This is a genomic window from Streptomyces sp. NPDC051684 (genome assembly GCF_044453445.1).
Taxonomy (GTDB): domain Bacteria; phylum Actinomycetota; class Actinomycetes; order Streptomycetales; family Streptomycetaceae; genus Streptomyces.
Genome location: NZ_JBITCS010000057.1, coordinates 22764 through 35245, shown reverse-complemented (window position 1 = coordinate 35245; position 12482 = coordinate 22764). Strand labels below are relative to the sequence as shown.

Sequence of the window (12482 nt, the reverse complement as noted above, 5' to 3'; positions counted from 1 at the left end):
GTGCCCCCGGCAGGATTCGAACCTGCGACACCCGCTTTAGGAGACTGGCTTACCAAACCCCCGAAACCCAAGATCACATGGCCTCTGACCTGCTGCGGTACCCGCGCCGATCACGGCGGTAATCCTCCATGGAGATCGTTTGGGAGAGATTCGGGAGATCATCCCCGGCGGGCGGTTTCACGAGACTCACCCGGCCCCACAGTGAGGTCCATCCGAGGTTGCGCATCGCCGTCCAGAACAGGTCCTCCATCTCGTCGAGCCGGTGCTGGCGCATGTCCGGCGTCGGGTGCTGATACACACCCTTGATGCCCGGCCGCTTGTGGCCGGCCTGCTCGAAGCTCAGCGCCGCCCGCACCCCGATCTGGTCCTGCCACGAGTCGTGGGTGTGGCGCAGCGCGCGCATCGTCATGCCCGGAGCGAGCGGCGGCCACTCCTCGCGGTACGCCACGCCCTGCCGCTTCTTCCGCTCCTCGCGCCCATCGGCCGCGGGCCGCAGCTGCTTCAGCCAGTTCGAGCGCCGCCACCACTTCCCGGTCGGCGTGCACAGCATCCAGTCGAACGGCCAGTCCGCCAGGTGGTAGAACCAGAGCCGGGCCAGGAACGGCGGCAGGTCGAGATCGCGGGTACGGAACGCGTTCTTGGTCGGCTCGATCCTCTGGACCGTCCCCAGCTTCCGGCCGCTCTCGTCGCGCTCCTCGTACTCGGCCACCTCCTGGACGACGCGCAGCACGAAGCACTGCCACGTCGCATTGCCCCACGGTTGGCTTCGCACGCGCAGGCAGTTCGCCCGCTGCAGCCCGAGCCCCTCACCCCAGTTGATGCCCGTCCACGCGGTCGTAATGACGTGCAGCCCCTTGGCCGGGCCGAGCCGCTCGGCGACCTGCAGCACCGACTCGGGCGTGAACACCTTCTCCTCGTCGCTCCCGGCCGGCGCCACGGCGGGCGTGGTCGCCACGGCCTTGGTGCGCCGGCGCCCCTGGATCGGGTTGACCGGCAGCCACCGGGCATCGACCGCACCCGTGAGGATCGTCGACATCAGGGAGACGCAGTGCCCCTTGGTCACGTCGTCGCACGGCAGCGTCATCTGCCACGAGTCAACGTCGAACCAGTTCAGACTGATCAGCGGCGCGTGCTCCCACTTGGGCAGGATGTGGGCCTCGAGCAGATCCCACCGCGTGCCCACGGTGCGGCCGCGCTTCGGCCGCTCGGCCATGTATTTGCGGGCGAACTTCCCGAACGGCGACCGGTACCGGTCCGGGTCGATCCAGGTGCCTTCCTTGATCTTCCGTTCCTGCTCGTCTCCCCAGTCCTCCGCGATCTTCTTCGTGGGGAATCCGGGCTCGCTTCCCTCCGTGCCGTCGGGCTTGCGGTACTTGGCCCGCCACGTGAACTGCTTGGTGGGCTTGCCGTTGCGGATCTTGTAGCGCTTCTCGGCGTATGCCACGGTTCCGTCCCTCGAACTCCCCGCTGTGACTGACGACTTCAGACCGCTGCCGCATGGCCGGCATGCTCGGCGCACGTTCGCGCGGTGCGCAGATTCAGGCGGGGGTGAACCGCCGCCAAGGCTTCGTCAACGGCCTGCGTGCCGTCGGCCGTGAGTCCATTACGCCTGAACAGACTCGCGTCCGTGAGCACTTCGAGGTGATCGGGAGTGCGCTCTAGGTCGATGAAGACCTGGGTCCTGCGGGGCATGCCCACCACAGAGATCAGACGCACACAGAACTGAACACACACCAGTACCACCCCTGTCCGACTGGTGGCCCCCTGGTCAGCGTGTGGTCATGGTTCCACACTTTCGGGTCAGTTGTGATCCGTTTGTACGTATGGGACCCGAGAGCTGCTATGAGCCGTTAGCGGCCGCGGGCGGGTCGGTGTCGTCGCCGGACTCCAGGCGCGCTCGGGACCGGTCCCATGCCCGAAGTTCCTCCACCAGCTCCTCGGCCGATACGCCTGGCTCGCCCTTCACCACGACGATCGCGCGCCCCTTGTCGCCGATCTTCAGTACGGCGGTGTCGAGCAGGGTGCCGTCGTCCGACAGCTCGTGCACGATCCGCAACGGCAGGCGCTTGTCGTCCAGGTCGGCATCCATCGATGCCTGCACGTTGAGAGCGGCCGCCCCGTGGACCTCATGGCTCGGGTTGCCACCGGACAGCACCTGCTCGATCGATCCGTCAGCCCAGTTGAGCAGCTTCGCGTAGGCGCGGATCGTGCGCGTCGGCTTGCCGAACTCATGGCCGCGCTCGATGGACTGGATCGTGGACAAACCCACCTCCAGGGCGTCGACGACGTCCGGCTGTGTGAGGCCTTGGGACTCGCGGTCTGACTTCAGAGTCCTGCCGAGTCGCTTCCAATCACGGTCCATGGTTCCCCATCATGCCTCACAACTGAGCCCCGTGGACAGCGCTTCTGAGCCTTTGACCTGCGCGTTAGGTGCATTCATCTACGCCCCACGGTTGCATCATGCGCCCCGCATATGCGCTTTGACCCCACCCTCACACCCTCGCCCCACCCTCAGGTCTGAGGCATCCAACCTCAGAACACCTTGACTACACCCTCAGAACAGCCTTAGATTCTGCATGTGAGACCGAACGGAACCCGCATCCGGGCACGCAGAACTGAGTGTGAACTGAGCCTTCGTGCGCTTGAGGCGCAGACCGGCATCCACCGCAGCTACCTGTCGCGGCTGGAAACCGGTCACATACAGCGCCCCGACCCGGAACGTCTCCGCGCGGTCGCCCTCGCCCTCGGCGTCGACACCGACGCCATCACCCACCAAGGAGACGACGACGTGCCCACCAAGGACACGACGGACGACCGGGCCAAGGAGCAGACCGAGCAGCTGCGTCGCTGGACGCCGCAGCAGGTCATCGACCTGCAGCTGCTGCCGTACACCAGCGCCCGAGTGCTCAAGGAGAAGTGCTACCGCCGCGAGCTGTGGCACCACCGCGATGGCGGGCGGATCACGTTCACGGCCGAGGACCTGCGCCGCAACGGCGAGCAGGCGGCCGTCGCCCCCGCGGCCTGACACAGGCCCCACAAACGCCGATGGCCGCTCGCTGCTGGCAGGCCCGAGCGACCACGACCGGCAACCCCAACCAGAGAGAGGTCACCGTGACCACACAGACTACTTCCGCCCCTCCGGACCTGGCGAACCAGCCGGAGCCGAGGGTGCTGGCCGACCAGCGTCAGGCGCTCGCCGCGCTCGACCGCATCATCGAGCTGCACCCGCAGTTGCCCGCCGCGCACATCACGTTCTCGGTCGTTTACCGCGGCCTTGTCACCGTGCAGGCGCAGGAGTGGCACCACCTCGAGATGTGGCGGGTGGCGCTCAACGTGCACCCCACCTCGATTGAGCTGGGTGTCTGTGAGCCGCGGCGCCAGCACCTCGAGTTCGAGGCGGCGGTCGACGGCGCGCGTGTCCAGGTGTACGTGCTGGGCGACGAGCGGCCGGCACCGGCCTCCGCGGCGGTGACCGCGTGAGCGCCCGCGCTGCTCTTTACGCCGCCCTCATGGCTGGCGGCCCGCACTCGCCGGACCGGTCCGAGAAGGCCACCTTCCTGATCGAGGCGTTCCGTGCCGAGGAGATCACCGCGCAGACCACGGTCTACCGCGCTGAGCACTCAGACTCCGGCATCACGCTCGGCCACTACGCCACCCGCGAGACCGCCCGCGAGCACTGCGAGACCGTGCTGCGCCGCGAGGTCGGCGTCGGCACTGTCCTCGGCTGGGTCCCGGACGACGGATCCGAGATGGCCGCCGAGGAACTGTGCATCGGCGAGGACGTCGTGTGCTCCGGCTACGTCGTGACCCCGCTTGAGGTCGCTTCCAAGTTCGACGAGGAGGCCGACGAGTGAACTGCCGCGCCATCAACGCAGCGTCCGGGGTCATCTTCGCCGCGCAGCAGCAGGGCCGACTCGCCGCCGGCATCGCGCTCGCCCTCGACTCCGCCGGACTCCTCAACTCGCCCGAGCACGCCGCCGAGTTCGCCGCGATGCGTGAGCGCCTCGCCGAGTTGGAGGCCGAGCGCACGGAGTCCCGTCCCGTCGACGAGGACCCCATCGCCTACGCGCTCACCCCCGCGGCCGCCGTCGCCCTCGACGTATCGCCGCAGGTGCGAAAGCTCCGCGCCCTGCTCGCCGGACAGCGGCAGCAGACGGGCGGCGCCTCGTGATCGCGCTGTCCATCACCCTCGCCGCGCTCGCCCTCTACGTCGTCGGCGCCATCGCCGTCGTGAAAGGGGGCGAGCGGTGAAGGACGTCCGACCGAACCTCATGGCCACCGAGCTCGGCACCGCCGCCCGCGTGGCGGTCCCGCCCGAGGAGCGCGTCGCCGCCTCCCGCTACGTGCTGCGTCACGCGCGCAGCCGTGACGACCTGCGGCTGCTCCTCGACGCCCTCGGCCTCAACTCCCCGCCCGACCGCCGCGAACCGTAGCGGCCTCGACCGGCCGGGCCTGCCCCCCCCCGAGCGGGCCCGGCCACCCCCACCAACCAGCAGGAAGGAGCGCGATGTTCGCCCAGCCCGCCACCCACGGCAAGCCCGTCGCCGAGCCCACGCCCGGCGACGTCATCGCCCGGCAAATCCGCCAGCTCATCATCGACACGGCGAACAACGCGCCCCGGTCCCGGCAGCGCCGCATCGGCCCGTCCGAGGTCGGCAACCCCTGCGCCCGCGCCCTCGCGTACAAGTCCATGGACTGGCCCAAGGCGCCCGGCGCCAACCGCGAACCCTGGGCATCCGTTCAGGGCACCGCCCTCCACACGTGGCTCGCCGAACTGTTCGAGGCCCGCGACCCCAAGGGCGAGCGCTACCTCGTCGAGCAGCGCGTCACCGTGCACCAGGGCCCCACCGAGGACGCCACGATCGCGGGCTCGGCCGACCTCTACGACCGACTCACCGGCACGGTCTACGACTGGAAGTGCGTCAGCCCCGACTCGCTCGCCAAGTACCGGCGGCACGGCCCCGGCGACCAGTACCGCATCCAGGCCAACCTCTACGGCCTCGGCATGCAGAACGCGGGCGAGACCCCGAAGCGCGTCGCCATCGTCTTCCTGCCCCGGCAGTACCGCCTCGAGCCCTACGTGTGGGTCGACGAGTACCGGCGCGACGTCGCGCTCGCCGCCATCGCCCGCCTGCAGGCGATCCGCCAGCAGCTGCTCGCCACCGACCCCGAGGCCAACCCCGCCGAATGGGCCGCCTTCCCCACCAGCCCGGACGCCAAGTGCTTCTTCTGCGACTGGTACCAGCGCGGCAGCAACGACCTGGCCACCGGCTGCCCCGGCAGCACGTAGCCCACAGACTCCCCGCCCCGTCCGGGGCGGGGCCACACCGGACAACCCCGAACGGCCAACGGCCACCAGGGACAACCCACCAAGGAGCACCACATGTCGATGTTCAACCAGCCCACCAGCAGCGGCGGCTTCTTCAAGCCCGCCGACGCCAACGGGCACCTCATCCTCGTCACCGCCGTCCACGAGATCACCCAGCGGTACGACGACCTGCGCAAGAAGGACATGGACAACGCCGTCGTCGACCTCGTCGACCTCGACGACGGCGGGCAGGAGCTGCAGGAGCGCGTCATCGTCAGCCACCCGGCGCTCGTCAACCGGCTGTCCGTCGGCGGCGGCCTGACCCTCGGCCGCATCGGTCAGATCCCCACCCAGTCCGGGTTCCAGGCGTGGGCGCTGCTCCCGTTCCAGGAGGGTGTCGACGACAAGCGGGCCGAGCAGTGGGTGCACGCGCACCGGCCGACGTTCAACCAGGCGCCCGCCCCCGCTGCTGCCCCGGCGCCCGCTGCTCCCGCGCCGGCCGCCGCCGAGGTGCCGCCCGGCGTGAACCCGACCACCGGCGAGATCACCACCCCGCCCCCGGGCCTCACCCCGCAGCAGTACGCCGCCGCGCAGCAGAACCCGGCCACCGCCGCGCTCGCCGCGCAGATCCCCGCGCAGCAGCAGCCGCAGTCCGAGCCCCCGTTCTAGTCCCCGCCCCGTGCGCCGGCCGCCGCCGCGACGACTCCGCGCGGCGGCGGCCGGACCAACACCAGAACGGAGGGCCCCATGGCCGCCGAGATCACCAGCACCATCGCGAACCACGTCCTGTTCCACACCGGGCACGGCGGCTACCCCGCCGGTTCGTTCACCACCGCGCTGCTCCGCGCGTGGGAACAGGCCGACTACGCCAACGCCGCCCGTCTGGCGCAGGGCTGGCCCGCCTACGCCGCAGCCCTCGAGCTGGTCGCCGAGCGCGGCGGCATCGGCCGCCTGCAGTCCATCGCCAGCAGCACCGCCTGACCCCAACGAAAAGCCCCGCCCGGGGTCATCGGGCGGGGATCCAACCAGCATCCCACGGAGACACCGTGATTGAGATCAGCTCGTCGACGCTGCGCCACATGCTGCAGCAGGTCACGCCGCACATGGACGACCCCGAGAACTACATCCCCGTGATCTCGTCCATCCACCTCGAAGCGCGCGACGGCTGGCTGTACGCCGTCGCCACCGACCGGTTCACCATCGCCGTTGCCCGCCGCGGGATCGTCAACACCGGAGACCACTCCGGCGTCATCCCCGGTCGTCTCGTGCCCGCGCTCACCGCCTGGCTCGACTCCGTGGCCGACTTGGTCAGCACCATCGGCGTGACGCTGCCGCTCGTGCCGGTCGACGGCAAGAAGGAACTGATCTTCACCACCTCCGGACAAGGCAGCTTCTCTGCCGAGTACGACCCCAGCGACTACGAGAAGTTCCCCAACTGGCGAAAGATCCTGCACGACGCGCTCACCGCCAAGCCCAAGGCCGTGGCCACCACCGGCTTCACCACCAAGTTCCTCGCACGCTGGCAGCACGCCACCCCCAAGCTCGTCGCCTGGCAGAACGAAGAGGGCAAGCCGTTCGTGTTCCTCGACGAGGTCGGCGAGTTCGCCGGCCTGCACATGCCGGTTCGGCACGGTCTCACCCGCAGTGACGTGGCCTCCGACTGGATCGCCGCGACCGCCCCCAAGTTCACCGTCGACGAGCGCACCTACGACCTGACGCTCACGTGGGAAGACCGCGACGGCGACCCCTGGACGTACTCCGGCGACGACATGCCCGACGGCACACCGCTCATGGTCGTCGGCGACCTGGTCGACGACCCGCACCCGCTCGACCGCCTCGTCTGGCAGTACGGCCCGCTCATCGCGCAGGCCTGACCTGCTGCCCGTCCGCCGCCGGGACCCTCCCACGCCCCGCCCGGCGGCGGACACCCCCACCGCCCAACACGCCACCGTTCGCCTCGCCTTGAGGAGCCCGCACCTTGAGCACCACCACGGTCCGCGCCACGCCCATCGACGGCGCCATGTGGCTCATCCACCACGGCTTCGCCGTGTTCCCCGTGGACCATCCTGGGCTCGACCAATGCGCCGGCATCGGCGACGGCCACGACCCCGCCACCTGCACCCAACGTGGCAAGCACCCCGCCGTCGCCTTCACCCGCACGCACGCCCGCGACGAGCAGCAAGCCCGCGCCCTGTTCGGCAACCAGCTCCGCAACGTCGGCATCTACGTCGGCGCCACGGCCGGACCCGACGGGATGCAGCTGCTCGTCGTCGACTCCGACGAGCCCGGCGCCCTCGAGGAAACCGCCGCCCGCCTCGGCCGCCAGCACACGCCGACCATGCGCGTGCACACCGCCAAGGGCCATCACGACTACTACTGGGCGCCCGCCAACCTCCGACTCGGCAACCGGCTCGGCGCGCTGCGCGGCCAGTTCAACGGCGACGTCCGCGCGGGCAACGCGTACGTCATCGGCCCCGGCTCCGTCCACGCCACCGGCGTCATCTACGAGCTGGACAACCCCGACCAGCCACCGGTCACCGCCCCGGGCTGGCTGATCACCGCGCTCACCACCAAGACCCACACCACCCCCACCCCGGCCCCGGCAGCACCGCCCGCGCCGCTCGCCGTGAACGTCGACCAGCTCGACGCGTACACACGCAGCGCCGTACAGGCCGAGTGCAACGCCATCGCGGCCGCCGCCGAGGGCGACCAGAACAACCAGATCAACACCAGCGCTTTCAACATCGGCACCCTCGTCGGCGCCGGAGCCATCGCCGAAGCCGAAGCCCGCCACCTTCTGCTCGCCGCGGCCCGCGCCGGCAACCACCCCGAGGGCCGGGCCCTGCCCACCATCAACTCCGGGCTCACCGCCGGGATCGCCAACCCGCGCACCCCATGGCCGCCCGTCCGCCGCGACCGCAACACCCTGCTGCTCCCACAGCAGACGTTCAGCCCCACGCCTGCATCTGCGGCCACGGCCTGGACCGCGCCCACCGAGCAGCCCGTCGCCCTGCCCTCGCCGATGCCCGCCCGCGACTGGGACGACCTCGGCAACGCCGAGCGCATCATCGACCGCTACGGCAGCGAGGTCCGGTGGCTCGCCGACATCGAACGGTGGGCGTACTACAGCGCCGGCCGCTGGTCCCTGAAGGCCGCCAACACCGGGGTATGGACGCGCGCCGTCGACACCATCAACCGCCTCGAGGACGAAGCCGAGCAGTACGACGACGACCCGCAGCCCGACCCGTCCGGCGATCCGAAGAAGGACAAGCCCAGCCAGCGCGCCCAGTTCCTCGTGTGGGCCCGCAAGCAGCGCATGCGCCCGAAGATCGCCGCCGCCCGCGAGGTCCTCCAGGCGTACCCCGCCGTGCACTCGACGATGGACGCGTTCGACCGGCCCGAGCTGCTCCTCAACGTCGCCAACGGCATCGTCGACCTCACCACCGGCGAACTCCGCGCCCACGACCGCGACCTCTACCTCATGCAGCAGGCCGCCATCGCCTACGACCCGACCGCCACCTGCCCCATGTTCGACGAGTTCCTCGCCAGCGTCATGCCCGACGAGGAACGCCGCGCCTACCTCGCCCGCGTCACGGGCTACACCGCCACCGGCAGCACCGGCGAGCAGGTCATGTTCATTCACCACGGCGAGGGCCAGAACGGCAAGGGCGTCTTCATGCGCATCCTCATGGGCATCCTCGGCGACTACGCCCAAGCCGTACCCGGCACCACCCTCATGGCCAAGCGCAACGACGGCGGCATCCCCAACGACATCGCCCGCATGGTCGGCAAGCGCCTGCTGTCGACGAGCGAGACCGGCCGCAACGCCGAGGGCCGCGGCAAAGCCCTCGACGAGGAGCTGGTCAAGCGGCTCACCGGCGAGGACGTCGTCAGCGCGCGGTTCCTGAACGCCGAGTTCTTCGACTTCCGCCCCGTCGGCAAGATTCACCTCGCGACCAACCACCTGCCCGACGTGTCCGGCAGCCACAGCATGGCCCGCCGCCTCCACGACATCGGCTGGGACGTCATCGTTCCCCCGGCCAAGCGGGTCAAGGGACTCGACGAGCAGATCCTCGCCCGCGAGGCGCCCGGAGTCCTCAACTGGATCATCCGAGGCTGCCTCGACTGGCAGCAGCACGGCCTCGCCGTCCCCGAGTCGGTCACCGCCAAGACCCGCGAGCACATCGCCCAGTCCAACCCGCTCGCCATGTGGTTCGACGAGGAGACCGACGACGTCCTCGCCGCCGTCACCGAGAACAGCGAGCTGTACGCCAGCTACAAGAAGTGGGCCGAGCAGGCCGGCGTCCAACGCCCCCTGACGCTGAAGGCGTTCGCGATGCGACTGGCCGAGAGCGGCTACGAGCAGTCGAAGGACAGCCGCACCCGCCGCTCCGTCACCGTCGGCCTCGCGCTCGCCCGCCTCGGCAGTGCCCGATGAACGCCGCTGCGAAGGGATGCGAAGGGGTTGCGAAGGGGTTTGCGAAGGGGTCTGCGAAGGCTTTGACCTGCAAGTCGAAGGGGTCGAAGGGGTTTTTCCTCCCCCGCGCACATAAGGAGAAGGAACAGAACGGGTCGCCGTATGCAAGGCGAGCACCACGAAACCCCTTCGACCCCTACGCACCGCAGGTCAACCCCTTCGCGCACCCCTTCACCGATCCCTTCGCAACCCCTTCGCACCCCTTCGGGCCGCCGCCGTGACCGCCCGCGCCAAGGCGACGTTCGCCGAACGGCTGCAGGCCAAGATCGACGCCCGCGCCGAGACCGCCCTGCATGGTCCGTGCCCGCGCTGCGGCGCCGACACGATCACCGCCCGCACCCCAGACCGCGTCGCCGCCGTCGACGTCCGCGCCGACCCCACCCCGCTCGACCCCACCGCCGAGATCCTCGCCCGCCTCGACGGCCGCCTCACCTGGTGCCTCGCCTCCGGCGAGCACACCGGAGACCGCATCCGCTGGCGCGACCGATGGCACATCGCCTCCGGCCGCTGCACCCACATCGTCATCGCCGACCACCGCTGTCGGCCCCGCCCGATCCAGGAGACCCTGCTGTGAGCCGATCGAAAGCCAAGGGCACCGCCGCCGAAACCGCGGTCGTCCGCTTCCTGCGCGAGGCCGGGTTCACCCAGGCCGAGCGCCGCACCCTCAACGGTGTGCAGGACCGCGGCGACATCGCCGGCATCCCCGGCGTCGTCATTGAGGTCAAGAACTGCGCCCGGCAGGAACTCCCCGCTTGGATCGGCGAGGCCGAGCGTGAGCGCGACAACGACCGCGCCGGCCTCGGCGTCGTCTGGCACAAGCGCCGCGGCAAGGCTGACCCCGGAGCCTGGTTCGTCTCCATGTCCGGCGGTCAGTTCGCCGCTCTGCTGCGCGAGCACCAGGGCCTGCCCGCATCCGCCGACCTCACCGACGCCGAGCGGCAGTTCCTCGCGTTCGCCCTCGACCTCGCCTCCGATCGCATGGCCTCCCTCGGCGACGAGTTCACCGCCGACGACGTCGCAGCGCTGCAGAAGCTGCGCCGCATCGCGGGCGACGAGCAGCAGAGCGAGGCCGCATGAGCGAGCAGCCCGCCCGCATCGAGGGCATACAGCCCGGCCTCCAGGCCCGCGGCTTCAACAGCGGTCGCCCCGTTGTCGACTGGCTGTGCCACTGCGGCGTCCACGAGCGCGCCGAGGGCAGCAAGGCGTACGGCCTGCTCGTCCGCGTCCGCGTTGGCGTCTGCCCGCACCGCCCTGCCGAGGGGAGGGCTACCGCGTGATCCCCGACGCCGTCCGCGCCGTCCTCACCGCCGTCATGGCCGAGCACCCCGGCGCCTCACCCGAGCTGCTCGCCCGCCTCGTCGTCACCGAACTCCGTGACCTGGGCTGGCACATCACCCCGAAGCCCGTCACCCAGCGGAGGTCCTCGTGAAGAACCGGCCCCGCTGCCCGCGCGGGCACTTCGCCCCCGCCGCCGGCACCTGCGCCTGCACCCGCCGCAGCTACCTCGGCCAGCACGCCGACATGTGGGGCCAGGGCCTGCACCCCGGCATCCGCGTGACCACCATTCCGCTCGCCACCGACCGCCTGTAACCCGGAGACGACATGACCACCGAACCGCTCGCCCTCCTCCGCACAGCAGAGGCTTACCTAGCCGCGACACACGAGCACGCGTCCCGTCACGACAACCTCGGCGCCGACCTCACCTGCGGCGGCTGCTCGCTGTGGGAGCGGATCACCGCCACGCTGGCCGAGCAGTCCGCGCCCGCACCGTTGGCACCCGCCGGCCGGACAGTCGCGCTGAGTGAAACCCATCAGCGCATGCTCGGCTACGCCCTCGACCTGGCGGACGACGAAGCCGCCACGGACGGCAGCGAGATCACCGAAGACGAACAGGACGCGCTCGCCGAGCTGCGCCGCATCACGACCATGCCCGCGCTCGCCGACCGGGCCGCCGTGCTGCGCGAGGCCGCCGAGCTGGCCGACGAGCTCGCCATGGAGATGCGCCACGGCGGCGGCGAGGACGGCGACGCCTGGCCCGAGGAGTGGAGCAGCCGCGAGGTACGCGACGCCGTGCAGTCCGTCGCCGCTGCCATCCGAACTCTGGCGGCCGAGGCGCAGCAGCCGTGATCGCCCTGTCCGACGCGTTCCTCACCGTCCTCTACGGCGCGCTCGCCTGGACCATCGGCGCCGCCGTCCTCGCCACCGCCGCGGGCATCGCCCTCGCTCGCGCCATCCACCGAAGGATCAGCCGATGACCTACCTACTCGTCGCCCTGCTCGCCCTCTCGCTCGGCTGGGTGTGGGGCCACAGCGTCGCCCGCATCCGCCACATCCCCGTGGGCGCCGTCGCCGCCCAGGACGAGGCCGCGTTCGATGCCGCCTGCTGCGAGACGTGGCTCGTCTCCCGGGGCGCCGAGCACGACGAGCAGTGCGTGATCGCGAGGTGGGCCGCATGACCGGCCCGAGCAGCACGCCCCGCGGCGAGCGCACCCCCCGCCCTGGGGTCACGTGGGACACCCACGCCGTGTGGGACGAGGAGCACGTCATCGCCGACGACGACCTCGCCGCCCTGCCCAGTCTTGGCACCGCCTCGGCCACGAGCACCACCCGCGACGAGCGGGCCGCCGACCGCGTGCCCGCCCCGACGCCCAACCGAGCCACCCGCCGCGCCCTCGCCCGCGCGGCACGACGGAAGTAG

At 70.7% G+C, this 12482-nt stretch carries 22 protein-coding genes; 20 read left to right on the top strand and 2 right to left on the bottom strand.

Annotated features, from left to right (window positions below; all coding sequences use genetic code 11):
- Window positions 1-73: 73 nt before the first annotated feature.
- Window positions 74-1444, bottom strand: a complete 1371-nt coding sequence (locus ACIA8D_RS39005) for a hypothetical protein (protein ID WP_399239762.1) — start codon at window positions 1442-1444, stop codon at window positions 74-76.
- 53 nt (window positions 1445-1497) lie between these two features.
- Between ACIA8D_RS39005 and ACIA8D_RS39000 the strand changes: the two genes are divergently transcribed.
- Window positions 1498-1662: a hypothetical protein gene (locus ACIA8D_RS39000; RefSeq protein ID WP_399239760.1), complete on the top strand. Its 165-nt coding sequence runs from the start codon at window positions 1498-1500 to the stop codon at window positions 1660-1662.
- 178 nt (window positions 1663-1840) lie between these two features.
- Here the strand turns inward: ACIA8D_RS39000 and ACIA8D_RS38995 are convergent, their stop codons facing one another.
- Complete coding sequence (locus ACIA8D_RS38995) at window positions 1841-2263, bottom strand: hypothetical protein (RefSeq protein ID WP_399239758.1); 423 nt, start codon at window positions 2261-2263, stop codon at window positions 1841-1843.
- 315 nt (window positions 2264-2578) lie between these two features.
- Here ACIA8D_RS38995 and ACIA8D_RS38990 point away from each other — a divergent pair, with 315 nt between their 5' ends.
- The 19 genes from ACIA8D_RS38990 to ACIA8D_RS38900 all read left to right on the top strand — a co-directional run bounded on the left by ACIA8D_RS38990 (window position 2579) and on the right by ACIA8D_RS38900 (window position 12482).
- Window positions 2579-3025 carry a helix-turn-helix domain-containing protein gene (locus ACIA8D_RS38990; RefSeq protein WP_399239756.1) on the top strand — a complete coding sequence of 149 codons (447 nt, stop codon included), beginning with the start codon at window positions 2579-2581 and terminating at the stop codon, window positions 3023-3025.
- Window positions 3026-3111: 86 nt separating this feature from the next.
- Window positions 3112-3480: a hypothetical protein gene (locus tag ACIA8D_RS38985; protein ID WP_399239754.1), complete on the top strand. Its 369-nt coding sequence runs from the start codon at window positions 3112-3114 to the stop codon at window positions 3478-3480.
- A 29-nt stretch (window positions 3481-3509) separates the two neighbouring features.
- Window positions 3510-3854, top strand: coding sequence for a hypothetical protein (locus ACIA8D_RS38980; RefSeq protein ID WP_399239752.1), 345 nt, complete (start codon window positions 3510-3512; stop codon window positions 3852-3854).
- Window positions 3851-4171, top strand: a complete 321-nt coding sequence (locus ACIA8D_RS38975) for a hypothetical protein (protein WP_399239750.1) — start codon at window positions 3851-3853, stop codon at window positions 4169-4171. The genes ACIA8D_RS38980 and ACIA8D_RS38975 overlap by 4 nt, the downstream gene beginning before the upstream one ends.
- A gap of 76 nt (window positions 4172-4247) precedes the next feature.
- Window positions 4248-4433 carry a hypothetical protein gene (locus tag ACIA8D_RS38970; RefSeq protein WP_399239748.1) on the top strand — a complete coding sequence of 62 codons (186 nt, stop codon included), beginning with the start codon at window positions 4248-4250 and terminating at the stop codon, window positions 4431-4433.
- 74 nt (window positions 4434-4507) lie between these two features.
- Window positions 4508-5290 carry a hypothetical protein gene (locus tag ACIA8D_RS38965; RefSeq protein ID WP_399239746.1) on the top strand — a complete coding sequence of 261 codons (783 nt, stop codon included), beginning with the start codon at window positions 4508-4510 and terminating at the stop codon, window positions 5288-5290.
- 93 nt (window positions 5291-5383) lie between these two features.
- On the top strand, window positions 5384-5977 hold the full coding sequence (locus ACIA8D_RS38960; RefSeq protein WP_399239744.1) for a hypothetical protein: 594 nt from the start codon (window positions 5384-5386) through the stop codon (window positions 5975-5977).
- Between the two features lie 78 nt (window positions 5978-6055).
- Complete coding sequence (locus ACIA8D_RS38955) at window positions 6056-6289, top strand: hypothetical protein (RefSeq protein WP_399239742.1); 234 nt, start codon at window positions 6056-6058, stop codon at window positions 6287-6289.
- Window positions 6290-6354: 65 nt separating this feature from the next.
- Window positions 6355-7182: a phiSA1p31-related protein gene (locus ACIA8D_RS38950; RefSeq protein ID WP_399239740.1), complete on the top strand. Its 828-nt coding sequence runs from the start codon at window positions 6355-6357 to the stop codon at window positions 7180-7182.
- Between the two features lie 104 nt (window positions 7183-7286).
- Complete coding sequence (locus tag ACIA8D_RS38945) at window positions 7287-9746, top strand: phage/plasmid primase, P4 family (RefSeq protein ID WP_399239738.1); 2460 nt, start codon at window positions 7287-7289, stop codon at window positions 9744-9746.
- A 256-nt stretch (window positions 9747-10002) separates the two neighbouring features.
- Entirely contained in the window at window positions 10003-10359 is a 357-nt protein-coding gene (locus ACIA8D_RS38940) for a hypothetical protein (RefSeq protein WP_399239736.1), read from the top strand.
- Window positions 10356-10862, top strand: coding sequence for a hypothetical protein (locus ACIA8D_RS38935; protein ID WP_399239734.1), 507 nt, complete (start codon window positions 10356-10358; stop codon window positions 10860-10862). The genes ACIA8D_RS38940 and ACIA8D_RS38935 overlap by 4 nt, the downstream gene beginning before the upstream one ends.
- Window positions 10859-11062, top strand: coding sequence for a hypothetical protein (locus ACIA8D_RS38930; protein WP_399239732.1), 204 nt, complete (start codon window positions 10859-10861; stop codon window positions 11060-11062). Before ACIA8D_RS38935 ends, ACIA8D_RS38930 begins: the two co-directional genes overlap by 4 nt.
- Window positions 11059-11214, top strand: a complete 156-nt coding sequence (locus ACIA8D_RS38925; RefSeq protein ID WP_399239730.1) for a hypothetical protein — start codon at window positions 11059-11061, stop codon at window positions 11212-11214. The genes ACIA8D_RS38930 and ACIA8D_RS38925 overlap by 4 nt, the downstream gene beginning before the upstream one ends.
- Window positions 11211-11375, top strand: coding sequence for a hypothetical protein (locus tag ACIA8D_RS38920; RefSeq protein WP_399239728.1), 165 nt, complete (start codon window positions 11211-11213; stop codon window positions 11373-11375). The genes ACIA8D_RS38925 and ACIA8D_RS38920 overlap by 4 nt, the downstream gene beginning before the upstream one ends.
- Window positions 11376-11387: 12 nt before the next feature.
- Window positions 11388-11912 carry a hypothetical protein gene (locus ACIA8D_RS38915; RefSeq protein WP_399239726.1) on the top strand — a complete coding sequence of 175 codons (525 nt, stop codon included), beginning with the start codon at window positions 11388-11390 and terminating at the stop codon, window positions 11910-11912.
- Window positions 11909-12040, top strand: coding sequence for a hypothetical protein (locus ACIA8D_RS38910; protein WP_399239724.1), 132 nt, complete (start codon window positions 11909-11911; stop codon window positions 12038-12040). The genes ACIA8D_RS38915 and ACIA8D_RS38910 overlap by 4 nt, the downstream gene beginning before the upstream one ends.
- On the top strand, window positions 12037-12240 hold the full coding sequence (locus tag ACIA8D_RS38905; protein WP_399239722.1) for a hypothetical protein: 204 nt from the start codon (window positions 12037-12039) through the stop codon (window positions 12238-12240). The genes ACIA8D_RS38910 and ACIA8D_RS38905 overlap by 4 nt, the downstream gene beginning before the upstream one ends.
- Complete coding sequence (locus ACIA8D_RS38900) at window positions 12237-12482, top strand: hypothetical protein (protein WP_399239720.1); 246 nt, start codon at window positions 12237-12239, stop codon at window positions 12480-12482. The genes ACIA8D_RS38905 and ACIA8D_RS38900 overlap by 4 nt, the downstream gene beginning before the upstream one ends.

Coding starts and splice junctions, on each gene's coding strand:
- ACIA8D_RS39000 (WP_399239760.1), top strand. CDS start 1,498: ATGGCCGGCATGCTCGGCGCACGTTCGCGCGGTGCGCAGATTCAGGCG.
- ACIA8D_RS38980 (WP_399239752.1), top strand. CDS start 3,510: ATGGCTGGCGGCCCGCACTCGCCGGACCGGTCCGAGAAGGCCACCTTC.
- ACIA8D_RS38965 (WP_399239746.1), top strand. CDS start 4,508: ATGTTCGCCCAGCCCGCCACCCACGGCAAGCCCGTCGCCGAGCCCACG.
- ACIA8D_RS38960 (WP_399239744.1), top strand. CDS start 5,384: ATGTCGATGTTCAACCAGCCCACCAGCAGCGGCGGCTTCTTCAAGCCC.
- ACIA8D_RS38955 (WP_399239742.1), top strand. CDS start 6,056: ATGGCCGCCGAGATCACCAGCACCATCGCGAACCACGTCCTGTTCCAC.
- ACIA8D_RS38930 (WP_399239732.1), top strand. CDS start 10,859: ATGAGCGAGCAGCCCGCCCGCATCGAGGGCATACAGCCCGGCCTCCAG.
- ACIA8D_RS38915 (WP_399239726.1), top strand. CDS start 11,388: ATGACCACCGAACCGCTCGCCCTCCTCCGCACAGCAGAGGCTTACCTA.
- ACIA8D_RS38905 (WP_399239722.1), top strand. CDS start 12,037: ATGACCTACCTACTCGTCGCCCTGCTCGCCCTCTCGCTCGGCTGGGTG.
- ACIA8D_RS38900 (WP_399239720.1), top strand. CDS start 12,237: ATGACCGGCCCGAGCAGCACGCCCCGCGGCGAGCGCACCCCCCGCCCT.